The organism is Methanomassiliicoccales archaeon (assembly GCA_026394375.1).
In the GTDB taxonomy this organism is placed as follows: Archaea; Thermoplasmatota; Thermoplasmata; order Methanomassiliicoccales; family UBA472; genus JAJRAL01.
Genome location: JAPKYJ010000026.1, coordinates 28531 through 51088, shown reverse-complemented (window position 1 = coordinate 51088; position 22558 = coordinate 28531). Strand labels below are relative to the sequence as shown.

22 protein-coding genes are annotated in these 22558 nt (G+C 58.9%); 7 read left to right on the top strand and 15 right to left on the bottom strand.

From position 1 onward, the window contains the following. Nucleotide 1: 1 nt before the first annotated feature. The 3 genes from NT137_07615 to NT137_07605 form a co-directional block, all read right to left on the bottom strand. Complete coding sequence (locus tag NT137_07615; GenBank protein MCX6653199.1) at nucleotides 2-910, bottom strand: hypothetical protein; 909 nt, start codon at nucleotides 908-910, stop codon at nucleotides 2-4. Further along, nucleotides 907-4509: a chromosome segregation protein SMC gene (gene smc / locus NT137_07610; GenBank protein MCX6653198.1), complete on the bottom strand. Its 3603-nt coding sequence runs from the start codon at nucleotides 4507-4509 to the stop codon at nucleotides 907-909. Before smc ends, NT137_07615 begins: the two co-directional genes overlap by 4 nt. Nucleotides 4510-4843: 334 nt before the next feature. After that, nucleotides 4844-5092 carry a hypothetical protein gene (locus tag NT137_07605; GenBank protein ID MCX6653197.1) on the bottom strand — a complete coding sequence of 83 codons (249 nt, stop codon included), beginning with the start codon at nucleotides 5090-5092 and terminating at the stop codon, nucleotides 4844-4846. Between the two features lie 131 nt (nucleotides 5093-5223). Here NT137_07605 and NT137_07600 point away from each other — a divergent pair, with 131 nt between their 5' ends. The 3 genes from NT137_07600 (at nucleotide 5224) to NT137_07590 (ending at nucleotide 7564) form a co-directional block, all read left to right on the top strand. Further along, entirely contained in the window at nucleotides 5224-6018 is a 795-nt protein-coding gene (locus NT137_07600) for a glycosyltransferase (GenBank protein MCX6653196.1), read from the top strand. Between the two features lie 89 nt (nucleotides 6019-6107). After that, nucleotides 6108-6800 (top strand): methyltransferase domain-containing protein, encoded by a 693-nt coding sequence (locus NT137_07595; GenBank protein ID MCX6653195.1) that lies wholly within the window; start codon nucleotides 6108-6110, stop codon nucleotides 6798-6800. Between the two features lie 86 nt (nucleotides 6801-6886). Further along, nucleotides 6887-7564, top strand: coding sequence for a glycosyltransferase family 2 protein (locus NT137_07590; GenBank protein MCX6653194.1), 678 nt, complete (start codon nucleotides 6887-6889; stop codon nucleotides 7562-7564). Here NT137_07590 and NT137_07585 read toward each other — a convergent pair. The 5 genes from NT137_07585 to NT137_07565 all read right to left on the bottom strand — a co-directional run bounded on the left by NT137_07585 (nucleotide 7536) and on the right by NT137_07565 (nucleotide 11756). Next, nucleotides 7536-8096 carry a uracil-DNA glycosylase gene (locus NT137_07585; GenBank protein MCX6653193.1) on the bottom strand — a complete coding sequence of 187 codons (561 nt, stop codon included), beginning with the start codon at nucleotides 8094-8096 and terminating at the stop codon, nucleotides 7536-7538. The two genes, NT137_07590 and NT137_07585, sit on opposite strands and share 29 nt — an antisense overlap. Nucleotide 8097: 1 nt before the next feature. Next, nucleotides 8098-8628 (bottom strand): orotate phosphoribosyltransferase, encoded by a 531-nt coding sequence (gene pyrE / locus NT137_07580; GenBank protein MCX6653192.1) that lies wholly within the window; start codon nucleotides 8626-8628, stop codon nucleotides 8098-8100. 4 nt (nucleotides 8629-8632) lie between these two features. Further along, entirely contained in the window at nucleotides 8633-9217 is a 585-nt protein-coding gene (locus NT137_07575; protein MCX6653191.1) for a CDP-2,3-bis-(O-geranylgeranyl)-sn-glycerol synthase, read from the bottom strand. 23 nt (nucleotides 9218-9240) lie between these two features. Further along, the gene (locus tag NT137_07570) at nucleotides 9241-11154 is read right to left on the bottom strand and encodes an ATP-dependent DNA helicase (protein MCX6653190.1); all 1914 of its coding nucleotides are present in this window, start codon (nucleotides 11152-11154) and stop codon (nucleotides 9241-9243) included. An 86-nt stretch (nucleotides 11155-11240) separates the two neighbouring features. Beyond that, nucleotides 11241-11756, bottom strand: coding sequence for a hypothetical protein (locus NT137_07565; protein ID MCX6653189.1), 516 nt, complete (start codon nucleotides 11754-11756; stop codon nucleotides 11241-11243). A 127-nt stretch (nucleotides 11757-11883) separates the two neighbouring features. Here NT137_07565 and NT137_07560 point away from each other — a divergent pair, with 127 nt between their 5' ends. Beyond that, nucleotides 11884-12285, top strand: coding sequence for an MTH1187 family thiamine-binding protein (locus tag NT137_07560; protein ID MCX6653188.1), 402 nt, complete (start codon nucleotides 11884-11886; stop codon nucleotides 12283-12285). Nucleotides 12286-12331: 46 nt separating this feature from the next. Here the strand turns inward: NT137_07560 and serA are convergent, their stop codons facing one another. Both serA and NT137_07550 read right to left on the bottom strand, forming a co-directional pair. Further along, entirely contained in the window at nucleotides 12332-13936 is a 1605-nt protein-coding gene (gene serA, locus NT137_07555) for a phosphoglycerate dehydrogenase (GenBank protein MCX6653187.1), read from the bottom strand. Then, on the bottom strand, nucleotides 13933-14997 hold the full coding sequence (locus NT137_07550) for an alanine--glyoxylate aminotransferase family protein (protein MCX6653186.1): 1065 nt from the start codon (nucleotides 14995-14997) through the stop codon (nucleotides 13933-13935). The genes serA and NT137_07550 overlap by 4 nt, the downstream gene beginning before the upstream one ends. A gap of 387 nt (nucleotides 14998-15384) precedes the next feature. Here NT137_07550 and NT137_07545 point away from each other — a divergent pair, with 387 nt between their 5' ends. Then, nucleotides 15385-16233: a glycosyltransferase family 2 protein gene (locus tag NT137_07545; protein MCX6653185.1), complete on the top strand. Its 849-nt coding sequence runs from the start codon at nucleotides 15385-15387 to the stop codon at nucleotides 16231-16233. 18 nt (nucleotides 16234-16251) lie between these two features. Here the strand turns inward: NT137_07545 and NT137_07540 are convergent, their stop codons facing one another. Next, on the bottom strand, nucleotides 16252-16707 hold the full coding sequence (locus tag NT137_07540) for a hypothetical protein (protein MCX6653184.1): 456 nt from the start codon (nucleotides 16705-16707) through the stop codon (nucleotides 16252-16254). A gap of 219 nt (nucleotides 16708-16926) precedes the next feature. Between NT137_07540 and NT137_07535 the strand changes: the two genes are divergently transcribed. Further along, complete coding sequence (locus NT137_07535; protein ID MCX6653183.1) at nucleotides 16927-17142, top strand: hypothetical protein; 216 nt, start codon at nucleotides 16927-16929, stop codon at nucleotides 17140-17142. A gap of 288 nt (nucleotides 17143-17430) precedes the next feature. Here NT137_07535 and NT137_07530 read toward each other — a convergent pair whose 3' ends face one another. The 3 genes from NT137_07530 to NT137_07520 form a co-directional block, all read right to left on the bottom strand. Further along, nucleotides 17431-17817, bottom strand: a complete 387-nt coding sequence (locus NT137_07530) for an integrase core domain-containing protein (GenBank protein ID MCX6653182.1) — start codon at nucleotides 17815-17817, stop codon at nucleotides 17431-17433. A gap of 123 nt (nucleotides 17818-17940) precedes the next feature. Beyond that, nucleotides 17941-18933 (bottom strand): glycosyltransferase family 10, encoded by a 993-nt coding sequence (locus NT137_07525; protein ID MCX6653181.1) that lies wholly within the window; start codon nucleotides 18931-18933, stop codon nucleotides 17941-17943. A 123-nt stretch (nucleotides 18934-19056) separates the two neighbouring features. Further along, nucleotides 19057-20181, bottom strand: coding sequence for a glycosyltransferase (locus NT137_07520; protein ID MCX6653180.1), 1125 nt, complete (start codon nucleotides 20179-20181; stop codon nucleotides 19057-19059). 131 nt (nucleotides 20182-20312) lie between these two features. Between NT137_07520 and NT137_07515 the strand changes: the two genes are divergently transcribed. After that, nucleotides 20313-21509: a glycosyltransferase gene (locus NT137_07515; protein ID MCX6653179.1), complete on the top strand. Its 1197-nt coding sequence runs from the start codon at nucleotides 20313-20315 to the stop codon at nucleotides 21507-21509. On the opposite strand, the gene NT137_07510 is transcribed toward NT137_07515, so the two are convergent. Continuing rightward, the gene (locus tag NT137_07510; protein MCX6653178.1) at nucleotides 21506-22549 is read right to left on the bottom strand and encodes an aminotransferase class I/II-fold pyridoxal phosphate-dependent enzyme; all 1044 of its coding nucleotides are present in this window, start codon (nucleotides 22547-22549) and stop codon (nucleotides 21506-21508) included. The two genes, NT137_07515 and NT137_07510, sit on opposite strands and share 4 nt — an antisense overlap. Nucleotides 22550-22558: the final 9 nt, after the last annotated feature.

The window sequence follows — 22558 nt, the reverse complement described above, 5'->3', positions numbered from 1 at the left end:
ATCACATCACCATGGCCCGCTGCGGCACTTCGGCCGGCTGCCTGGCTTCCTCCATGGTGGCGATGTGCCAGGGGATCTTGATCTCCATGAAGATCTGTCCGAAAGGAAGGTCCTCCTGCCAGAGCGATATCTTGCCGTTCCGGGCCAGGAAGAGGAGAGAGACGAACACCGTCACCCTATCCTCCTTTCCTCCAGAGAACAGGTCGTCAATGGCCACCGGCCCCGGTCCGCATTTCATTATGCGCGTCCAGACCATCTCCACTTCCCGCTCCAGGTCCTCGGAGTGGGACTTGGCATCGAACTTGTCCGGGTTGAGCTTCAACCGCTCGCGAAGACGCTCTCTTTCCTCTTGCCTCTGCGCTTCGTCGCGGGCATCCTCGAAGGCGTCCAGCAACTCGATCAATGAAACCGGCCGCTGGGCCTGATGTCGAACCGCCTCGCACAGGTCCACGCTCTCCGGCACGTCGAAATTCAGGTCGCATTCTTTCTCATCGGAATAGAACTCCCCTAGTGAATCGAAGTCCCAGTCGGAGCAGAAAAGCTCGCGCTGCTCGTCGTTGGCGGCGAGCACCTCCTCGCTCTGCAGCTTGAGTATGCTCCAGGCCATGAAGACCAGTTTGCCGGCGACGATGAAGTTCACCGCGGTCTCCTGCATTCGCTTCAAATAGATGTCCGTGAAGGAGACCAGGTCTATGTCCCAGGGGTCGAAGTTCTGGTTGAGCACCAGGTCGAAGACCAATTGCAGCGAGCGGTCAAGTGGGTCCTTTGGCGCATAGTCCGAGCCCAGGCTCGCTCCCCGGGCCATGTCCAGGTAGCGGTCGAACTTCAGATGTCCATCGTCCTCTCCAATGATGGCCTGGTGGAACATGATATGGTCCAGCACGCCTTCCAGTCCCGGTCCTTCGCTCATGCCGCTCCCTCCGCCTTCTCCTCGGGCAAATGCAGCTGCTCCTGCAGGTCCTTGATGTCGCCCACGTTGGCCTTCATAATCACCTGGCTGATGCCGCCCTCGCCCTTCGTCACCCCGATCAGATGATCGGCCTTGCCCAGGGTCACTTTGCGCAAGGATATCTGCACGAACTGAGCCGTCTTGGAGCATTTCGCCACGCGATGAGCGACCATGTCCGCGTTCACCGCGTCCAGGAACATGTCGATCTCGTCGAGGAGATAGAATGGCGATGGTTGGAACTGCTGGATGGCGAAGACGAACGCCAGGGCGGCGAGCGATTTCTCTCCACCGCTCAGGGCATCCAGGCGCAGCACCTTGCCGTTGCGGGGCCTGACCTTCATCACCAGTCCACCTTCGAACGGTGATCCGGGGTTCTCCAATACCAGCTCCGCCTCCCCGCCTCCCGAGAGCTCAGCGTAAGTGCCTTTGAGGTTCTCGTTGATGGCCACGAAGACCTTGCCCAACGCCTCCTTCTTCTTGTCGTTGAGCTCGTCCATGAGCTTGATGAGGTCCTTGCGCTGCTTGTCCAGTCGCCCGGCCTCCTCCTTCAGTTCATCGTGCCTGGTGAGCTTGGAATTGTAGTCCTCAATGGAACGCAGGTTGACCGCGCCCATGGAGTTGAGCATGGACTCGCATCTGTTGATGGTCTCCTTGATATCCTCCAACGGGGGCAGGGGATAGGTGACTGGCACATTGTAGGAGAGGATCTCCGACTCCAGCTCCTTGAGCCTTTCCTCTGCTGCCACGACCTTGGTCTGCAGCCCGATGGTGAAGTCGCCCGAGGTCTCGATCTTGATCGCCACCTGATCGCGATCGGCTTCTAGCTTGGTCTTCTCCCGGAAGGCGGCGTCGCGCTTGCCGCGCAGACCGCTGACCTCATTGCCCATCGACTCCTCGATCTTCTTCAGGGCGTTGAGCTCGGTGGTGAGCCGCTTCTCCTTCTCCGTTGCCTCGCCCAAGGTCCTCTTCATCTTGGCGATCTTGCCCTTGGCGTCCCGGTCCAGACCCTCAACGTCCTGGAAGCGCTGCTTCAGCAGCTGCAGCTGCGCCTCGGTCGTCTCCTTCTCCGACTTCTCCTTGGCGACCGTCCCGGTCAGCTCGGCGATCTCGCCCTGCAGCTTCTTCAATTTGGATGATAGCTCTTGAGGCGCGATCTCGTTGATGCGCTTGCGTCCGCCGTCGCGCTCGGTGCGGATGCCGTCCGTCTCCTTAGCCAGCGCCTCTACCTTGATGACCGTGGCGGCGATGGAGCGCTCCACCTCAGCCAGTTCCCCGGCCAGTTTCTTGATCTCCGCCTCCGCTTGGGTCTGCCGCTCGCGCATCTCCTTCCGTCTCGAGTCCAAGGCGCCGACCTTAACCCCGTTCGTGGTTCCGGAGGAGTTCGCTTCCCGCAGCACGTTCTCGATGTCCTTGAGGGCGGCCCTCACGGTCACCAGTTCGGCCTGCACCTTCTCCGAGTGCTCGTTGGAGCGGCGCAATTCCTCGGCGACCTCTTCCAGCTTGCTCTTGGCCGATGATCCGAATTTGACCTGCACCCCTTCCAGAGTGCCCCCTACCATGGCGCCCGAGGACTCGATGAGCTCGCCGCTCTGGGTGACCAATCTCACGCCGCCCATGAGCCTTCGCGCCTTGTCCAATGAGTCCACGACCACCGTGTCCCCGAAAACGTACCAGAATGCCGCCCGGTACTCTTCCTTGAAGCGGATGAGATCGATGGCGAACCCCACCGCCTCTTTCTCCGCCAGGAGGGCCTTGCCTCTCGGCTTTCCGTCCAGCATCTTGTTGAGCGGCAGGAACGTTGCCCGGCCCAGGCTGTTCTTCTTGAGGAATTGTATCGCAGTGGCCGCCACTTCATCGTCATCCACCACGATCGACTGCATCCTGTTGCCCGCTGCCACGTTGAGGGCGACCTCATGCTGGGGGTCGACCTCGGCCAGCTGGGCGATGGTGCCATGGATGCCTTTGATCTCGCGACGGTCTCTCGCCTCCAGCAGAGCGCGAACGGCACGGTTGTAGCCCTTGGCCACGTTCTCCGCCGCCTCCTGATCCGCCTTCAGCTGGCTGTATTCCCTCGTCAGGCGCCTGATGGCTTGCTCCAGCTCTTCAGCTGTGCGGCTCAATTTCGTTTCCAGGTTCTTCTTCTGGAAGAGCTCCTCCTGTAGGGACTTCAACTCCTTGGATGAATCCTTATCCTGTGAACGCAGCTCCTTGATCTGGAACTCTGTATCGCTCAGCTCGAAATCTAGGCCCTTCTTCCCTTCCTCGAGGTTGGCTAGATCAGTCTTCAATCGATCTCGGTGGTCCTCCGCCCGCTCCTTCCCGAGGACGAGGGCGTGGCGCTCCTCCTCTTTCTTCTTCAGATCGGCGTCCAGCTCCTCCACCCGCTTGCCCAGGGTCCCAATCTCGCTGTCCGATTCCACCACTTCCTGATTGATTTCGTTCAGCTCGGCCTTCCTCTTGTCCAGTAGGTTGAGGTCCTGGAGATAGCTTTTCTCCGCTTCCTCCAATTTCTTCTCCAGCGAGCCGAGCTGCTTCTCCAGCCCGCCCTTCTCCTGGAGCTTCTCCTTCAGGGCTTCCTGCAGCTCCTCCATGCCGGTCTTGGCCTGAGAGGCCTGCTCCTGCGCTCGGGCGATGTCGATCTTGGCCGAGTCCGTCTTCTCCTTCAGCAGCTTGAACTCGCCGCCGCTCTTGGCGTCGATATCCCGCTCCAGCTGCGCCACCTTCTCTTCCACGCCCTTGACCTTGTCTGACAGCTCCTGTTTCCTCAGTTTGAGGTTCTCGATCTGCCTGGCATATTCGGACATCTGGCGCTTGACCTGCTCGATCTCTGTCAGGGCAGACTCCTTCTTCTTGTGCGCCAGCTGCGCCTTGGAAAGCGTCAAACGGTCCCGCGCCTCCAGGTATTTGAGGGCCGAGGTACGCTCCTCCTCCAGCTGCTTGATCTGCCTGTCCAGCTCGGTGAGGATGATGCCGATGCGGTCGATGTTCTCCTCGGCCGCCTTGCGCTCCGCTTCCGCTTTGACGATCTCCTCGTCGTACTTGCTGATACCCGAGATATCGTCCAGGATGCGCCTCCGGTCCACGTTGGACATGGTGACTATGCGGGTAACGTCGCCCTGCTGCACCACGTTGTAGCCCTCGGCGCTGATGCGGGAGTTGGCCAACAATGAATCGAACTCGCCCAAGGAGGACTTGCGGTCGTTGACGTAGAAATAGGAATTGTAGCCTTCGTTGCTCTCCGAGAGCTTGACCAGGCGGGTGAGCTTGACCACATCGGCGTCGTAAGGGATGGCCCGGTCCTTGTTCTCGAATATCAGGGATACCTTGCAGTGATCAGCCGGTTGCTTCGATGGCCCGCCATTGAAGATGAGGTCAGTAAGCTTGGCCGCTCGGAGTGCCTTCGAGCTCTTCGGCCCTAGAACGAAGAGTATGGCGTCCGAGATGTTGCTCTTGCCCGAGCCGTTCGGTCCGGTGACGGCGGTGAAGCCCTCCAGGAACGGTATCGTCATCTTCTTGCCAAAAGACTTGAAGTTCTCTAGTTCCAGCTGCTTAAGATACATGAACGACCTCCCTTGGGGAGAGGCGACGGATCGGGCTCCCTGGGTGGAGAGAGACCCCTAGCTGCATCCCATCCCTCAAGTCCGACAGCTGTCAGACGGTGCTGAGTATTGGGGTGTAGATATATATATGTTGCTGGCTAAGAGAAGCTAGACCAAAGACCGCTAGCCATATGCTGTCCGACGTGCCACCACTCCATCAGCGACCGGGGTATTCGACCAAGCTTGGTGACGAGCGCTGGGTCGATATCATCTTGCGCTTCGACCCGTCCTTAGAAGCCAGGAGGACCATAGGTGACAATCTGATGTCCAATCATGCCGAATCAGCGTAGCAGAGCTACTCGTCGTAGATCCGGAACTTCCCCGCCTTCCCTGCCTTCAGCACCTGCTTGATCCGCTCCTTCGGCCACAACTCCTTGAAATGGTCCAGGCCGCTGAACTCCCTCAGTTCGTTGCGGTGTCGTTGGGTGGTATGGCAATCGTGGTCCACTTCGGCGGAGATGCAGGTGGAGATATACCACCGAGAGAGCATGATGCGGTAACCCTCATCGAACCCCTTAACCTCTTCCCAGCAATCCTTTCGCAATCCGAAGAATAATGAAGCCCCGCCGCCTGGCTCCTGCCTCTCCGAATCTGCGCTCCATTGATGCGGATGTGGATGCATGGGGGTTTCCCGGAACAAAAACGCTTTATGCGAACAATCCTTCAAAGGTGGGAATGAAAGTTAGTGTGGTCCTGACCGTATTCAACGAAGAGCGCAACATCGCCGACCTACTGGACGGTCTGGTGACCCAAGAAGGTCCCTTGGAGATCATCGCCGTCGATGCCCGGTCCAAGGACCGCACCTGGGCCATTCTTCAGGAATATGCCAAGAGATACCAGACGGTCAAGCCGCTGATAAAAGCTGGGAAAAGAGGACGTAGCCGTAACCACGGCATAGCCATGGCGGCGGGGGATGTGGTGGCCTTCATCGACGGCGACTGCATCGCCAATCCCTTCTGGCTCAAAGAGATGCGGGAGGCCATGCAGGCGGGGGCGGATATCGTGGCAGGCAAGACCATTTCCATGGGGCTGCGGGCATGGGAAGAGCTGGACCGGGTAGAGCTCAACTACAAAGGCTTCGACCTGTCATTCCCCAGCTGCAATCTCGCCTTCAGGAAGGAGATCCTGGACCAGATCGGAGGGTTCGACGACTGGTTCATCACCGCCGAGGACATCGATCTCAACTTCCGGGCGGTGAAGGAGGGCTACAAGCTCACCTACAATCCCAAGGCCATTGTCTACCATCGGTTGAAGTCCACCCTCTACGGCTTCTTCAAGCAGGCTTTCTGGAACGGGGCGGGGAGGAAGCAGCTGACCATGAAGCACGGTTCATTGTGGACGAAGTATGACCCCCTGAGGATGTTCCGGCAGAAGGTGACCGTCTGGTCCCTAACCAGGCTGGCGGTGGCCATGACCGGCTATGTGGGATACAAGCTGTTCGGGGAGCGCAGGCCAAGGACCGGACCTTGAGAAGATCGCAGGATGGTCGTCATCGAGCATGTTTTATTACCGTTTCGCCGTTCGCTTGACCTAGGAAAGGTCAGGACCGCTGATTTCCGATGAGCTACGACCGCGATCAGTACCGCACCCGCCAAGTGCTAGACTACATCTCCATGTTCTCTCCCGAACTGAAGAAGGATTTCCGCGATTGCTCGGTGCTGGACGTGGGCTGCGGTGAGGGTGTGGTGTCCCTGAGCCTGGCTCCCTATTCGAAATGCGTCCTAGGAGTGGACATCCATGAAGCGAACCTGGAACTCGCCCGAAGGGAAGCGGAACATTTGGGCATCACCAACGTCCGTTTCAGAAGACTCTCCGCTTACGACCTACGGCCAATTGAGCGCTATGATGTCGTCATCCTCAGCGATGTGCTGGAGCACGTGCAGGACCAGAGGCTCCTCCTGGAGCGGTGCGTCGAGATGATGGTGCCCGGCGGGGTCATGTACCTGAACACCCCCAACAAATGGTTCCCGTTGGAGCCGCACCTTCGATTGCCCTTCCTCTCTTACCTGCCGAAGGGCGTGGCAAACCACTACACCAAGGCCTTCGGCAAAGGTTCATACGAGAATTATCACCTCCTGAGCTATGGCCAGTTCCGCGCACTCCTGGATTCCCTTCCGATACGATACGTCTTGAAGACACAACCCAATCCACAACGTAGGTTGTATCGCATAGGCAACCGACTAGTGGCCAATGCTCCCCCTCTATGGTGCTTCGCTAACGCCTTCCAGGTGATCATCCAGCGCAAATGCTAGAACGTGGCTCAGTAGGAGTCATGTCCCCGATCTCGTGGAAAGGCACAAGGGACAACCTAATATCGCCCCTGTCCATTCCGCCCACGGTGTTCCTGCTGAAGGTCAGCATAGTCATCCCCACCATGAACGAGGAGCAGTCCGTCGGCCGGGTCATTGACGTCGTACGTTCGGTCATGAGGCCCACTGGCCTGCCCTATGATATATCAATCGTTGACACGAGCTCCAAGGACCGGACCAGGGACATAGCCAGAGAGAAAGGTGCTCTGGTCATCGAGGAACCACGCCGTGGCTACGGTCGAGCATACAAGACCGGCTTCGATAAGGTCGGTGGCGAGGTAATTGCTACTCTGGACGCCGACTGCACCTACCCGGCCGAGGACATCCCCAAGCTCATCGATCTCCTGGTCAGAGAGGACCTGCAGTTCATCACCACCAACCGCTTCGCCGACCTGGAGGAGGGGGCGATGTCCGCCAAGCATCGCTTCGGCAATGGCATCCTGAACTTCACCACCCGCTTGCTCTTCAACGTGAGGATCAAGGACTCGCAGAGCGGGATGTGGGTGTTCCGCAAGGATGCCTATGCCAAGCTCGACGTCCAGAACGACGGAATGCCCTTCTCCGAGGAGATCAAGATCGAGGCCTTCCGCAAGCTTCGGGCCAAGGAAGTGCCGATAACCTACCGGAAGCGGGTGGGAGAGGTGAAGCTCTCCTCCTGGAAGGACGGTTGGAGGAACCTCAAGTTCCTGTGGAAGAAGCGCTTCTGAGCCGGTCGAGCTCCTCGCGCACCAGATGCATGGTCTGCCCGAGCGATTGCCGCGCTTTCAAGTTATACAGACACGCTGATGGATGGTAGGCCGGGATGACCCGGATCCCCTTCCCCATGATCTGGATCAGAAGCTCGACATTCGCCTCCCTAGCGAGGTTGACCTTTCTGGCCAAAAGGTTCTCGGAACTGGTCTTTCCCAGGGCTATGATCAGCGTTCTTCCTTCCAGCTCCTGCTCCAGGTAAGGAAGGCAAGCGCGCATCTCATCCTCTCTCGGGCGGCGATTCTCTGGCGGACGGCATTTCACCGTATTGGTGATCATGATCTCCGAGCGGGGCACTCCTTGCTCGGACAGTAAACGGTCCAGCATCTTGCCCGCCCGACCGATGAACGGCCGACCTTGGATGTCCTCCTTCTCGCCTGGACCCTCGCCTACGAAAACGATTCGAGCGCCCAGTGGTCCGTCGGGAGGCACAACCTGCGTTCTCTTCTCGAACAAACGGCAGCGGGTGCACTGCAGGTCCAGACGCATCTCAGTCCCTCAGCACGTCCTCCGCCGTGAGCAGCGCGTGCAAACGAACCCCCAGCCCCCCTAACTTCGCTTCGCCCCCTTCTTGGCGGTCGATGACCGTGATGACCTCCACCACCTTGCCCCCGGCGGCCCTGATAATGTTCACCGCCTCCACGGACGAGCCTGCAGATGTGATTACATCCTCCACTATCAGCACGTTCTCACCATGAGACAGGACGCCCTCGATCTGCTTACCCGTGCCATGCTCCTTCTTCTCCTTGCGCACCATGATGAAAGGTATGCCAGTACGAAGAGAGAGCGCCACCGCCAGAGGGATGGAACCGAGCACCACGCCCGCGATCCTATCCGGCTTGGAATCCCATGTTGTCATCTCCCTGGCCATGGAATCCGCGATCCGCGCCAGGACCTTGGGATCAGTGCTCGCTTTCTTGATGTCGATGTAATACCTGCTCTTCTTCCCCGATGCCAGCGTGAAATCGCCATACAGCAGGGCGCCGCACTCTTTGAGCAATCGCTTCAATTCCGCGTCCATATCCTCACCACGGCTCATTCTTCATGCCGAGTCTATGACCGGCGATGTTGATCAGTCGGTGAAGCACCGGGACCAAGATGAGCACCGTCACTAGGGATACCAGTCCCGTGTCATAAATGAACGTCTTGAGGAACCAATTGGGAAAGAAGATCAAGGCCAAGACCCAGGCTCCCACCACGAAATCCAGTCGGTCGAGCAGTGGCGCCTTCTCCCCCCTTCCCATTCCCCTCCTTCTCTTGACGAAGGCCCCGCCCATGTCCCCCAGCATCGCTCCCAGTGCGAGCAGGAATACGATGAGGGCCGCCGAGGGCATCGGTCCGAAGCCATAGTTCACCGGTGCTTCTGGCATCCAGACATCGGCCGGATAGGCCAGAGCAGCCAGTATCTGCAGCAGACCGGCGAGGGTGCCGAATATCACTCCCCCCAGAAGTCCCCACCAGGTCTTCCCATCTCCCAGTATCCGCTTGCCTTTCCAGGAGCGGCCTAGGTCCACCGGTCTGCCGCCTCCCAAAAGCACCGCGGCAGAGTTGGGTATCAGGGCGGGCAGCATGACCCAGATGCCAATACCTGCCGCCAGGAGGAGGTCCATCGCTCGCTGATTCCGACCAGTGATTAAGAACTTTTCGCACCCCTCTCCCGTTCAGCGAAGAACGCCAGGACGTCCTTCAGGAGATCCTCGCTCGCCCTCGACTCGAAGCGGTCGGCGAACTGCTTTGCCCGCTTGTCCAGAATGACCGCCGCCCCGATGTCGTTCTCGTTCCTGATCAAGCGCCCCATGGCCTGCTGCATCTTGCGCGAGGCGGGCACTTTGACGGTGTATTCCCAGCCCTTGCCGAACTTCATTTCATAGTAGTGCAGGAGCGCCCTCTGCTTGGCCGTTGGTTTGGGATAGGGCACACCGGCCAAAAGCGCCATCTGCAACTCCCGGTCCGGGAAGTCGATGCCCTCGCTGATCCGCCCACCCATGACGGCGAAGAGCACCGCCCCTTTCTCACTGGGGCGCTTGAACTGCGCCACGGTTTCCATGAGCTCCGACTGGGCCATGCCCCTCTCCTCCAGGTGAACGTTCTTTCGGATGCGCAGCAACACCCTGTCCTGGAGGAAGCGCTCCATCAGCGCGTAGGAAGGAAAGAAGACCACCGTGTTGCGGTCCACGGCGTTGCACAGGGTGACCACGTGGTCTTCCAATCGAGGGATGATGCCCTCGTCCTGGGCAATCTCCTCGAACTTGGTGGTCACGTCCTCAGCGAAGAGCACCGCCCGGTTCTCGGGCGGGAAGTGCGAGGGGAAGGTGCGCATGGCGCTGTCCTTCGGCAATCCGATGGAATCGCGGTATTCGTAGAGCGGGGCCAGCGTGCCGGACATGTGCAGAGAGCCGGCGCTCTCCTCGAAGAACGAGCAGGCCAAGGAAGGATCGAGGCATGAGCCTTCGAAGCAAGGGTTCTCTCCTCCCACGATTAGCTTGACGTAGTACTCTTCGTCCATGTTGAGCCAGAAGCTGATGAATGCGCCGAAAGAGTAGATGTACGATCGGGGAAGGCGGCCTTGCTCCTTCTTGTTCTCCCGGACTATCTCGCCGTGGGTCATCATGGCCTTGGCGGCTATGGACAACGAACGGGAGGTAGTGGAGAAGGCCGAGAGCAGGCCGCTATCGATGAGATCCGGGGGAATGAGACCGTCGTCATCGATGAGATACTCGTCCAGCGCATCGTCCATGAGCTTCTCCAGCACGTTGACGAAATCCAGCAGGCTGATGCCGTTGAGCAGTTCCGGATCTCCGTATTCATCGACCTCCTTTCGCACCAGGTCCAGGGAGCGCCTGGAAAGCTGCGCGCTCCTCGTCTCCCGGGCGTAGTCCGGCAGGTTGTGCGCCTCGTCCACCACGATGATCAGCTCCGCCATGACCACGTTCATCCTCTCCAGGAAGGCGCTGCGAACGAAGGGCATGAAGAAGTAGGCATAGGGGGCGATGACCACCGTGGCGTCGGAGAGCAGCTCCTTGGACAGCTCGTATGGACAGATGCTACGTCCATCGCAGTACTCCACGAACTCCTCCACGGTGGGCAGGCGCTGCTTGCAGTACGCTTCCACCTCCTCGAAATCGGTCTCCAGGAGGTTGCGGTAGAAGACGCAGCCGTCATTGCGGTCCGCGAGCGTGCGGCGCTTCTTCTCCGAACAGAGCCTCGAGAGTTCCTCTGCGTTGCCTTGCTTGAGCTCCTGGTCGCGCATCAACAGGGGGCAGGTGCTCTGCCTCCCCTGGACGCCCATGCCGAAGACGGGGCTGAGCTGGTTGATCTTCCTCAGCTCGAGCAGCACCTGGCGTTGCTGCGAGTTCGTTCTGGTCAGATACACCACCTTCTTGCCCTGCTTGAGAGCCACCTGCAACGCTGCAGTGAGCGCACAGATGGTCTTGCCGGTCCCGGTGCCGCTCTCCAGAACGATGTGCCTTTCCTTCTCCAGAACGTTGGACACGGCCTCGATGAAATCCTGTTGGTGCTCTCTCGGTGCGTAAGGGAAAAGGTCCATCCGCTGGACAAGCCGCCTGGCGGTGAATAGGCTTTCGGGGGGTCTGCCGAAACTGCGCCTTGCCGAGATAGGTCGATGTCAGAAGATCATTCGGTGCGCTGCCAAACCTCGTCCGGGACCTCGTCGTAGACGGAGTCCGCTCCGGCCAGTTCTCCGACGCCGTTGCCGCCGCCGTTTATAATCTCAAAGATCCTTTCTTTCCTAAAAAGCCAATAATGGATTCGCCACTCCCGCCCATCGTACAGGGTGGTCTCTTCTCGCTCCGTGGTCAATATCCCGGTGTCCTCCAACATGTAGAAGGCATCCCGGTCCTCGGGCTCCAGAATGTTGTCGATGATCCGCTCGGAGTAACCAAAGAAGTTCATCACGTGCTGGGCCATGGCCCGCGCCTGGTCCTCGGGCATGCCCTGGCGGTCTATGGTGGTCTTGATGGCCTGCGTCAGATCGTCCAACGTCAGGGTCATGACCTTGCCGTTGGCCGTGACAACAATGCTCTCTTCATCCACTTTTTCTTCCCGGGCGAACTCCAATCTGGCCGCCTTCCCGTTTCCTTTGGCAGCCTTTGCGGGAGAGACGCCCTTCACGCTCGCGTTCTTTGCCATCACTCTGCGTAGCCCCCCTCATAACCGGCGCGGATAGCGCCTTTGGAACATATTAGAAATTGATGATTTGGAAACGACTATATATACATTCCTTGACTAGCAAGACCTGAGGCGGCTACATCCTGGAATGGCTGGCTCAATGCTGGCTGACTTTCCGGCCGACCTCTGGACCATGACCTCGAAAGATTTGGTCATCGTACCACGGTCTAGCGGAATGCAAGGAGGGAGCGATCTGATCGCACAGTTCAAAGTGTTGCCAGTTGGCAAGGGAGAAAGCTTGAGCGAGTACGTGGCGGAATGCGTGCGGATGGTGAAAGAGAGCGGCCTGAAGCATCAGCTCACTCCCATGTCGACCATAGTGGAAGGAGACCTGGACGAGGTTATGGAGGTCATCTTGCGCTGCCACAAGAAGATGCGAGAGATGAGCAACCGAGTGGTGACCAGCATCGAGATAGATGATCGAGGTGGCTCTGAGGACGCCATGACCTTCAAGGTGAGAAGTGTGGAGGGTAAGCTGCGCTCGAAGTGAGCGCGCTGCCTTGCCGGCCGGATGAGATTGGCGAGAATGCGCCTCCTCAGACCACCATGTACTCCTTTGGCCGCTGGCTCATGCGGATGAAGCGTGCCTCGCTGAAGTCCTTGAGTCCTTTCAGTTTATCCAGGAGCTCCTTGGGCACGATGTTGTCGACCGCCACCAGCATGACCGCCTTGCCGCCTTTGGACTCACGCCCTACGCCCATGCGAGCGATGTTGATGTGCTTCTCGCCCAGTATGGTGCCTACGCGCCCGATCATACCCGGCACGTCGTTGTGCATGGTGAGCAGGAAATCACCCTCGATGGGCATGTCGATATCGTATTCGTCCACGCCCAGGAGCCTGGGCTGAGAGGAGGGGAAGGCTGTCCCTCGGACCTCGTGCTTGATGCCGTCCGAATGCACATTGACCGAGACCATGTTCTGGTATCGGGTGGACTCCTCGACCTTGCTCTCCACCACCTGGATGCCCTTCTCTTTGGCGATGGAGCCGGCGTTGATGATGTTCACCTGCTCGCCGATGATGTTCGACAATACGCCGATCAATGCGGAGGTTGTCACCATCCTGGTGTCCAGGGTGGCGATCTCACCGTAGCAGCTCACCTCCACCCTCTTCACTGGCCCATCCACCATCTGGAATGCGAAACTGGCGAGCATCTCGGCCACGGGCATGAAGGGCAGCACCTTGGGATCGATCTTGCCCACGGGAGCGTTGACGGCGTTGGAGATGCGCCCTTCGCTGAGGAACGCTTTCACGCATTCCGCCATCTCTAGAGAGACCTTGTCCTGCGCCTCCTTGGTGCTGGCACCCAGATGCGGAGTGACGACGATGTTGTCCAGTTCCAGCAACTTCGAGCCCTTTGGCGGCTCGTTCTCGAAGACGTCCAGCGCCGCACCGGCGATCTTCTTGCTCTTCAGAACATCGTAAAGCGCTTCCTCGTCCACGATGCCACCCCGGGCGCAATTGATAAGCATGACGTTCGGCTTCATCATTTCGAACTGGGCTTTGCCAATGATGTGTTTCGTCGAAGGCGTCAGAGGAGCGTGGATGGTGATGACGTCGGCTTCCTCGATCACCTTCTCCAGGGGCAATAGGCGGACGCCGAGCTTGACGGCGACCTCGGGAGGGAGGAAGGGATCGAAACCCACCATCTTCATCTGGAAGGACTTGGCGCGCTTGGCCACCTCACTCCCGACCCTACCTACCCCGACGATGCCCAGGGTCTTGCCGTTGAGCTCCGTGCCGATGAACTTACCTCGCTCCCACTTGCCAGACTTGAGGGAAGCGTCGGCCCAGACGATCTTCCGCGTCAGCGTCAGCATCATGGCCATGGTGTGCTCGGCCGCGGAGACGATGTTGCCCATGGGCGTGTTCATGACCAGAATGCCTCTCCGGGTCGCTGCCTCGACGTCCACGTTATCGACGCCCACGCCCGCCCGGCCGATGACCTTCAGCTTCTTGCCGGCGGCGACCACCTCCTTAGTGACCTTGGTCCCGCTGCGTATGATCAGCCCTTCGTACTCTGGGATGATGCGGATCAACTCGTCCTGCGGGATACCTGGTTTGACGTCCACCTGCACCCCCGAGCCTTTGGTCAGTATCTCCAATCCATCCTTAGAGAGCTCGTCCGTCACTAGCAGCTTCATTTCATCTCCTCCAGTATCCCGTCCAATGTTCCTGTAAGGTCGTTGATGTCCTTCATGGTGAGGTCGCCCATATGCCCGATGCGGAAGGTGTCGTCCTTGATCTTGCCATACCCGGGCGAGACCTCGAACCCCCGCTCCTTGAGCTTCTTGTCCAGCATCTCGAACGGAAGCTTGCCGGATTCCACCACGGTGATGGTTTCCGAGCGATAGCCTTCCTCGGCATAGAGCTTGAAACGCTTCGTGGCCCACTTCCTGACCGCCTCCGCCATCTCGTGGTGTCGGGCATATCGCCGCGCCATGCCCTCTCGGAGCATCTTGTCCAACTGGTGGTCGAGGCCGTACATGATGCTGACGGGCGGGGTGGTCAAGGGCAGGTCTTTGTCCGCCATCTTCTTGATCTCGATGAGGTCGAAGTAATAGCCGCGGTTCTTCACCTTTTCTGCCTTCTTCAGCAGGCGGTCGGAGACGCAGATGATCGCCAAGCCAGGAGGCAGGGCGAAGGCCTTCTGCGTGCCGAACACCAGGGCGTCGATGTCCATTTCTCGGAGCTTGAGGTCGACGGCGCCTACCGAGGTGACGCCATCGACGAATATCAGAGGATCGTACTCCGCCCTCAGCGTCTTCACTATCTCCGCGGTCGGATTGAGCACGCCGGTGCTGCTCTCGTTGGAGACCAGGGTTACAGCCTCGATCCCTGGCTCCATCTTGTCCGCCACGTCCAGGCAGCGGATGGCCTTGCCCCAGGGCACCTCGACCTTCTTCACCTTCTTTCCGTTGGCGCTACCTATGGAGGCCCAGCGATCGCCGAACGAGCCGTTGCTCAAGCCCATCGTCCTCTCGTCGACGCCGCAGCGCACGCAGCTCTCCAAGAAACCCGTCGCCGAAGCGGGCGCCATCATGATGTGCATATCCGTGTCCAGCACCTTGTGCAATCTCTCCACTATTCCGCGCTGCAATCGCTTGTAGTCCTCCCCACGATGGATGATCATCGGCTTGGCCATGGCTTGCAGCGTGTCCGGAAAGACCTCGACAGGGCCTACAGTGAATAGTCTATTGCTCACAGATACACCCCCCAAGGACCCCAAGCGGGAGATTCAGAACCGCCCGGAGCGCCGGAGGAGTATCTGCGATGCTCCTCCACTTCCGCTTCCGGATCCACTTCCACTGCAGCTCTGGATGTCATCCAACTCCGGGATCGAATCGTCTATGCCCGGCATGCCAGCTGCGGCAACGTCAGAATCGAATGCGCAGTCAGGCGTGTCATATCGTGGCATGACCCACCCGTATCAAGGGGAGCCATAGATAAACCTTATGCTTGGGGAGCTTGCGGATGGCGGGAAGGGCCTAGGGACAGAAAGCTTATGTTGAGACACTCTTGAATACGGGACGTGAGCGATCCGGCGCCGAGATTCGATCCCGAGACGACGAGGAGGCTTGAATCGACCATTGTGGACCATCAGGTCTTCGGGGTCTTGCCAACACCTGTTGAGGCAAGCGTCATCATAGTCACCTACAACGTCGACCTGGCCCTGCTCCAGGAGAACCTGGAAGCCCTCAAAGCCCAGCAGAATGGAAGCTTCGAGGTGCTCATCATCGACAACAGCGATGCAAAGGATGCATCTTCCACCGCCCGCATGTTCACCTGCGAGTATGTCCGGCTGCAGAAGAACTTCGGGCTGCAGATCGGCAGGAATATTGGCGCAATGCTTGCTAGGGGCGCCATCTGCATCTTTCTGGACGATGATGCGATCCCCGCGCCTGGCTTCGTGAGGGGGCACCTGGACGCGCACAAGCGTCCAGGGGTGGTGGCCGTGAGAGGGCGTTGCCTTGGAAGGACCGAGAACCAGCTCAACATCCTCGCCTTCCATTATGACCTCGGACCCGTGGCCAAGCCGTCCCCGATCAACCTCGAGGGCAATTCATCGTTCAAGCGGGGCGCTCTGATAATGGTGGGGGGATTCAACATGAACATCCCCGTCCAGGGGGGCTTCGAAGGCACCGAGCTCTTGTCGCGGATCATCAAGCAGAACAATGGCGGACTGTCAATCTACGACCCTGCGCCACTGATCTATCACGATTATTCGACCGATCCGATCAAGCTCCTTCGCAAGTACGTGCGTCATGGCCGGATAAGAAGAGGTCTGGAGAACAGTGGGGTCGAACCTTCTTCGGTGATGGCGGGGTTCGATCAAGAGCATGTTGAGCTGATACCGTTCGTCAGAAAGGCGATCTGGAAAAGAGCCTTTCTCGCTCTTGGCGTGTTCTTCGTTGGCTCGATGGCCGCAAGGATACTGTGATCTCTTTTGAAGAGGGGCCTAGGCCCCTCCTTTGTCTGGGAGGCGAGGCAGGCCAATCCTCCGATTCATGACCGACATCGCCACGTACTCGAATGTCCCCTGGAGGAAACCTGCATACGAGAATATATCGGGCCGGTCCTGCCCAGCCTGGGCGAATATCGATCTTAATGTGCGCTCCTTCTTGAACCGGTCCGCCCAGAGGCCATATGCTCGCTTGGTCTGAGAAGCTGCTATCGCTCTGCGGACTTTTCTCCCGATCCTGGCTTCCGCCTCGGCGATCCTCAACAGCTCGCGGTCGTGCCTCCTTAGATACTCGCTGTCCCGGACCTTCACGTCCTGACCTGGATGGACCCGGTACTCGTACAGGGCATCCTGGCTATAGGCGATGGGACCGAATCCAGCAAGCTCGCAGAGGTATATGGCATCGGCATATTTGCCGAACTCGCTCTCCCTGAAATCGACCTTTCTCGCCATGTCCGTGCGATATATCATGCTAGGGAAGATGCAATGTCCAAGGGCGCATTGGAGAGCAAACTCCGCGGAATTCGCAATCCGCTTCACAGACCCATTCTCCGGTTTGAAGTAGGTCTGCAGCGCAGAGCCGCTGTGATCTATCTTCAGAGCGTTGCAGCCTAAAGCAACAGCTCCGGGGTCATAATCCAAGTACCTTGACATCTTACGAACGTAATCTGGATGAAGCCGGTCATCATCGTGCATAATGACCAGATACCTCCCCGCGGACAGTTGGAGGGCGCGACGGATGTTCCAGAAGGGAGATTGGGTCCGTTCCGCGCCCACCCACTTGACGCCTCCATTGATGAGGTCTTCGACCGACTCATAGACAGCAGGAGGGCTGCCGTTGTCGAGAACGCAGATCTGTCGTGGCCGGTCCGATTGCCTGAGTACTGACAACACCGCCTCCCTAAGGTATTCAGGACGGCAGTAGGAGAGAATGAAGACGTCCGTCTCGGGACCGCCACCGCCGTTATTTCGTACAGAATCGACCACTGCACTACCAGCCACTTCCAATCATATCCTTAGGCCCCACTTCATTTGTTAGGTTGACTATTATCGTTTCTGTGAGCAGCCGAGGCTCTCTTCTCCGAGGGGCCGCCCGAAGGCGCCGTGGAGCATCAGGGCTTGCTGAGTAATTGCGGGACCACGCCGATCACCCCATCCTCATCAATGGGTGTGCTATCAAGCGACCTCGTGGATGCTTGCGAGACCAGTAATCTCCTCCGGATTCATGAAATCTACGAGGAAGACCTCCAATGGCGTCCTCTTGTCAAGCGATAAGTGAGGACGCCCGCAGTTGTACCATTCCATGAAGCCAGGCAGCAGACGCCGGAACAGCTGCGGGTCGCCCTGCAGCTGCTGGAGGATCTCGTCCTCCGGCGTTCGGTGCCATCGCTCCACCTTGCCGATTGTCGTCGGCTTGCGCACCCCGGCCAGTCGAGCGGCATTCGCCTGGCTCTCGCCCTGTCGGACACGGTTCACGGCGTACTTACGCACCTTGAACCATTCCCAGACCTTGCGTTTATCTATCTGCTCCTCAGTATACCAACAGGACACCTTGTCTGGCATGTTATGTTCTCTAACAAACACCAACGGAGTATCCACTCTTCTAACATTCGCGAAGAAGTCTAGGCGCTCACGCGCCTCAACCCTTCACGGTGTCAGTTGATATCACACTTCCGTGGAGCTCAACTAGCATTTGGAGAAGATCGTCTGCAGCGATTCCCACGGTCTTCTTGGCTTCTTTACCTCGGGATCCAAGACGGTGCGGCCTGAACGTGCACTAGCATTGGAAGACTTGACCATCTCAGCGACTGTGGGAAAGAGGTTGTATTGGTCCAGAATCAGCTCTCTAGCCATCATCAGCTCCTCCCTAAAGTGGGCGAACCTGTCATCGTCAATAGCCTTTCGGATGGTCTGGATGGACGATTCCCAATCATTGATGTCGATCTCGGTGAACGACCCCCTCGGGAAGTATTCGCCAATATTGGTGCAGCCATAGTACAGGGGATGCGAGAACCCGAGAAACGTGTCCGATAGCTTCTCGGTGAAATAGTCCGGACATCGACAGTTCTCGATGGCGATGTGATATCGGTAGTCTGCGATTGCATCCCACTTGTCGGCGGGCCCGTTCTTGCCATAGATGAAGACGTCCACCTCTGCTCCGAACTCTGACTCCAGCCTTCTTGCGAATTCCAGCCTCTTCCTATGGCCTTTCGTCCGGGTCTTATCCGAGGTCAGGACCGAGATCATCTTGCTCTTGCTGGGCCTCTCCATCGTCTTGAGCCTGTCATAGTCCAGATTGCTGCCGTTCTCCCATTTGTGAAGCCGGTTGGAGGTGGGAATCAGCCGCATACCGACCCACCAGGGCAATGCCACCTGCGAACGCACCGCGTTGTCGTGCTTGAGCCTGCGCTGGACGGTGATCACTCTGCCGAATTGAGAAAGGAAATCGCGATCGTAGCTCCGTATCGAGGCCGGTTCGCCCGCTATCAGGACCGTGTTCTCCTTGGGGCAGTTCGCCGACTCCCTCTCGGCCAACCCTTCATAGACGACCCAGAAGTCGCACTCCTGAACGGATGGATCCACGGTGAACTGGCATTCTCCCCAGGCCCCTTTCGATCCAGGCGTCTGTCTGAACCAGGGCCATTCACGGGACTGAGAGGATAGCTTCACGACTGGCATGCTTTGCGTCTCCCACTCTCGATTGAATGGATGAGCTGCATCATAGAAATGCTCTTTGATGGCGCTGCGGGGCGATTGGTTGGGAAACGCAATGGACCTTGAACGAAGAGGCGAATGGGGGTCCTATTCCGCAGGCTCGCCCCTCCGGGGTACGATCCTGGAGATGATGCCGCACCAATTCGCGAGCGCCCTATCATAGGAGAACTCGCTCAGGACCCTCTCCCTCGCCCGCTCGCCGACGCGATCGGCGGCCGATGATCCGAGTGCCCGCAGTATGCCTTGGGCTATCGTCGATGGCTCTGGATCTGGAATCAGATAGCCGGTCTCTCCATCTGTCACCGCCTCCGGTATGCCGCCGACCGCGGTCGCCAGGACCGGGGTCTGGCAGAGCATCGCCTCGAGCATCACGCTCCCCATACCTTCGCTATGGGATGGCATGACCAGGAGCCCTAGCTGAGCGAGCCTCGCAGGGAGCGCGGCATGATCCACCCATCCTTCGACGGTCACGGCATGGCCGATCCCCAGGGCGCTCACCGCCTCGAGTATCTTCTCCCGCTCCGGTCCTTCCCCGATAATCGAGAGACGTATCCCGGGATCCTCCTTGAGGGCCAATGGCATAGCCCTGACAAGCTGCAGCGGGCCTTTCTCCTCGCTCAATCGACCTACGAAGCCAATCCTCTTCCATTCCCTATCCACCATCGGAACTGGGACGCTCGGAACCCCGCCGTATATCACCGTCGGTTGCACGTGCTCTCCCAATGCCTCCTTCAAAGAGGCCGCGACGGCGTGCGAAACGCTCACCGTGGCCATGGAGAAACGGGAGACGACGCCGGCCACCAGACGGAACAGGGGCCAATCAAGGGTCCTCGATCCATGGAAGGTTAGGACGAACGGCAAACCGACCCGGCGGGAGAGGCATAGCCCCAAGAGCAGCGCCGAGGTCGATGAGGCGTTCACGTGGATCAATTGGATCTTCTCGCTGCGGACGTGCTTCACCAGCGCATTCATCGCCTTGAGGAATCCCCCGATCTGACCTGCTTGCGTCGCCTTGTCAGCGAATGCGAATGGGGGAAGGGGCACTGCGCCCAACCCCCGATCCATAGCGGCGGCCAGCAACGGTCGATGCTCGGAAGCCACCGTCAGGCGGACGTTCCTCTGTCTCAGGTAGCTCCCGAAATCGAGCACGTAGGTCTCGATACCTCCCATGGCGGAGGTCCTGACCAAGGTCAGAACGCGCAGATCGTTCAACTCTCCACCCCGTCGCCTTTCCCCATGTCGGTAAGACAACATATCCGTTTCTAATCAAAAGGACGGAACCTACATCAATTGAAGGAAGGATATCCGGTTCGCTCCCTTGACATCCAAGGATCGAGGTCGAGATGATGCGCTGCGCAGTCATGCAAGCCTTCCCCCCGCACAAGTACAACCTGCAAGCGCCCACCGCGAACCCGTTCCAGTTGCTCAAGCATGCGCCCATGGATTTGGAGATCGACCTCTACTATTTCTCAGGAGCATCGGAGCACAGGGCGTCGAGCGAGGCATGCATCAACCTCCTTCGCTTGGCGAGCGCGCGGGAACTGCCCCGCCCCGAGAAGGCGCGTCGGCTTTGGCACCTGTCCCTGGCGCGAGCAAGAGGATTCCCGGGCAGCGTGGGCATGTTTCCGCCGGCGGCCGAAATCGCGGAAAGGATCAATGAGTCAAAGCCGGACCTGGTTTGGATGTACCCTCACTGGCTGATCGATTGGATGCCCAAGCTGAAGTGTTCCAACGTGATGGTCTCCGGTCCCGATTCCGCCGTCCTGCACAACGAGAGGGCGCTTGGCTACGGGGACCTGGACGCTGCAGGAATCAGAAGGGAGAAGAGGCTCCTCCGCTGCAACCTCAGGCTGGAGAAGGCCTGGGGCAAGACGAGCGCCCGCATGCACATGGTCGGCCAGGAGGACGTCAGGCGATATCTCGAGCTGAACAACGGGAACGCAAAGGCATTCTACGTCCCGCACCCCCTCTACGACGTCGTCCCGATTAAGACTAGTATCGCGCATAGGCCGGGCAAGCTGAGAGTGTTCTTCTCCGGAGGGGGAGGCACGGTCTTCGTCGGCAGCCATCTTAGGCGGGCTATCGACTCGATCTCCATGAGGAAAGACTTGTCGGACCGGGTGGAGTTCCGCTTCGTGGGCAAGGGCTACGAGGAGTATGCCCGCAGGCTCGAGAATTCTGGATTCGCCACCTCTATGGCAAATTGGGTGGATAGCTATGAGGAGGAACTCGCCACTGGTCAGGTGCACATCTTCCCCATCGCCGTCGGCACCGGGACCAAGGGAAAGGTCCTCACCGCCCTCGGATGCGGGCTTCTCTGCATCGGCTCGAATTTCACCTTCGAGAACATCCAGATCGATACGGATAGGGACTGTCTCCGATACCGGCAACCGGAGGAAGTGGCGGAAATGCTCTCTACCATTCTTGACGACAGGGAAAGATACTCCAAGATCGCACTAGCCACGGCGGAGAAGGTCAAGGAGAAGCACTCGTCGGCCAAGGTGAGCGCGCAGTTCTGGAATGAGGCCCTGAATCCCTAGCGCGACCTCGATTCGAGGGCCTTCTCAGCCCGGGCGAGCGCGTTCTCGATGTCATTGGCCACGATGCCGTGGTGCGTGACGAAACGTATCGTCTTCGGTCCGAAGGTCACCACCAGCACCCCTTCTTTCTCGAGCCGATCGCTCACCTCCTCGGAGGTCATTCCTGTGCCAGAAACGTCGGCCAAGACGATGTTCGTCTGCACCGTCATCATGTCGATCCGCACTCCATCGATGCCGGACAGCCCTTTGGCCAGGCGCTTGGCGTTCTCGTGGTCCTCCTTCAGGCGGTCGACCATGGTGTTAAGCGCCACGATGCCGGGTGCCGCGATCACCCCTGCCTGCCTCATCCCTCCACCCAGGATCTTGCGGTTCTTCCTTGCCTTGGATATGAAGTCCGCATTGGAAACGATGAGCGAGCCGACGGGGCAACTCAGACCCTTGGAGAGGCAGAACGATATAGAGTCGACGTGGCGCATATATTCTCTCGGTGAGACGTCCAGAGCGACGCAGGCGTTGAAGATGCGCGCGCCGTCGATGTGCACCTTCGCCCCAAGGTCGTGAGCGGTCTCGGCCACTTCTTCCACCTGCTTCGGCGTCCACACTGTACCTCCGGCTCGATTGTGCGTATTCTCGATGCTCACCAGCGTTGTCGGGGGCAGATGCAAATCCGGCGCTCTGACGGTGTCACGGAGCTGCTGGGCGGTGTAGATGCCCATGTCCCCCTTGATCCAGCGGGGAATGGTGCCGGCGATCGCTGACAACCCTCCCACCTCGTAGTAGTAGATATGCGCATCTTGCTCCACGATCACTTCATCGCCTCGGCGGCAATGGGTCATGACCGATACCAGATTCGCCATGGTGCCCGAGGGCACGAGAAGGGAGGCTTCCGCCCCGAATCGCTCGGCCGCCAGGCGCTGCAGTTGGTTGACCGTGGGGTCCTCCCCGAATACGTCATCGCCCAGCTCGGCGCTCGTGATACTGTCCAGCATCTCCTTCGATGGTAGTGTGACCGTGTCGCTCCTGAGGTCTAGGACATTCATTCTCTCACC

Bases quoted from the DNA above. Each gene is read 5' to 3' on its own strand.
- NT137_07615 (MCX6653199.1), bottom strand. From the start codon at position 910: ATGAGCGAAGGACCGGGACTGGAAGGCGTGCTGGACCATATCATGTTC.
- smc (MCX6653198.1), bottom strand. From the start codon at position 4,509: ATGTATCTTAAGCAGCTGGAACTAGAGAACTTCAAGTCTTTTGGCAAG.
- NT137_07600 (MCX6653196.1), top strand. From the start codon at position 5,224: ATGAAAGTTAGTGTGGTCCTGACCGTATTCAACGAAGAGCGCAACATC.
- NT137_07595 (MCX6653195.1), top strand. From the start codon at position 6,108: ATGAGCTACGACCGCGATCAGTACCGCACCCGCCAAGTGCTAGACTAC.
- NT137_07585 (MCX6653193.1), bottom strand. From the start codon at position 8,096: ATGCGTCTGGACCTGCAGTGCACCCGCTGCCGTTTGTTCGAGAAGAGA.
- pyrE (MCX6653192.1), bottom strand. From the start codon at position 8,628: ATGGACGCGGAATTGAAGCGATTGCTCAAAGAGTGCGGCGCCCTGCTG.
- NT137_07575 (MCX6653191.1), bottom strand. From the start codon at position 9,217: ATGGACCTCCTCCTGGCGGCAGGTATTGGCATCTGGGTCATGCTGCCC.
- NT137_07570 (MCX6653190.1), bottom strand. From the start codon at position 11,154: ATGGACCTTTTCCCTTACGCACCGAGAGAGCACCAACAGGATTTCATC.
- NT137_07565 (MCX6653189.1), bottom strand. From the start codon at position 11,756: ATGGCAAAGAACGCGAGCGTGAAGGGCGTCTCTCCCGCAAAGGCTGCC.
- NT137_07560 (MCX6653188.1), top strand. From the start codon at position 11,884: ATGGCTGGCTCAATGCTGGCTGACTTTCCGGCCGACCTCTGGACCATG.
- serA (MCX6653187.1), bottom strand. From the start codon at position 13,936: ATGAAGCTGCTAGTGACGGACGAGCTCTCTAAGGATGGATTGGAGATA.
- NT137_07540 (MCX6653184.1), bottom strand. From the start codon at position 16,707: ATGGCGAGAAAGGTCGATTTCAGGGAGAGCGAGTTCGGCAAATATGCC.
- NT137_07535 (MCX6653183.1), top strand. From the start codon at position 16,927: ATGAAGCCGGTCATCATCGTGCATAATGACCAGATACCTCCCCGCGGA.
- NT137_07530 (MCX6653182.1), bottom strand. From the start codon at position 17,817: ATGCCAGACAAGGTGTCCTGTTGGTATACTGAGGAGCAGATAGATAAA.
- NT137_07525 (MCX6653181.1), bottom strand. From the start codon at position 18,933: ATGCCAGTCGTGAAGCTATCCTCTCAGTCCCGTGAATGGCCCTGGTTC.
- NT137_07515 (MCX6653179.1), top strand. From the start codon at position 20,313: ATGATGCGCTGCGCAGTCATGCAAGCCTTCCCCCCGCACAAGTACAAC.
- NT137_07510 (MCX6653178.1), bottom strand. From the start codon at position 22,549: ATGAATGTCCTAGACCTCAGGAGCGACACGGTCACACTACCATCGAAG.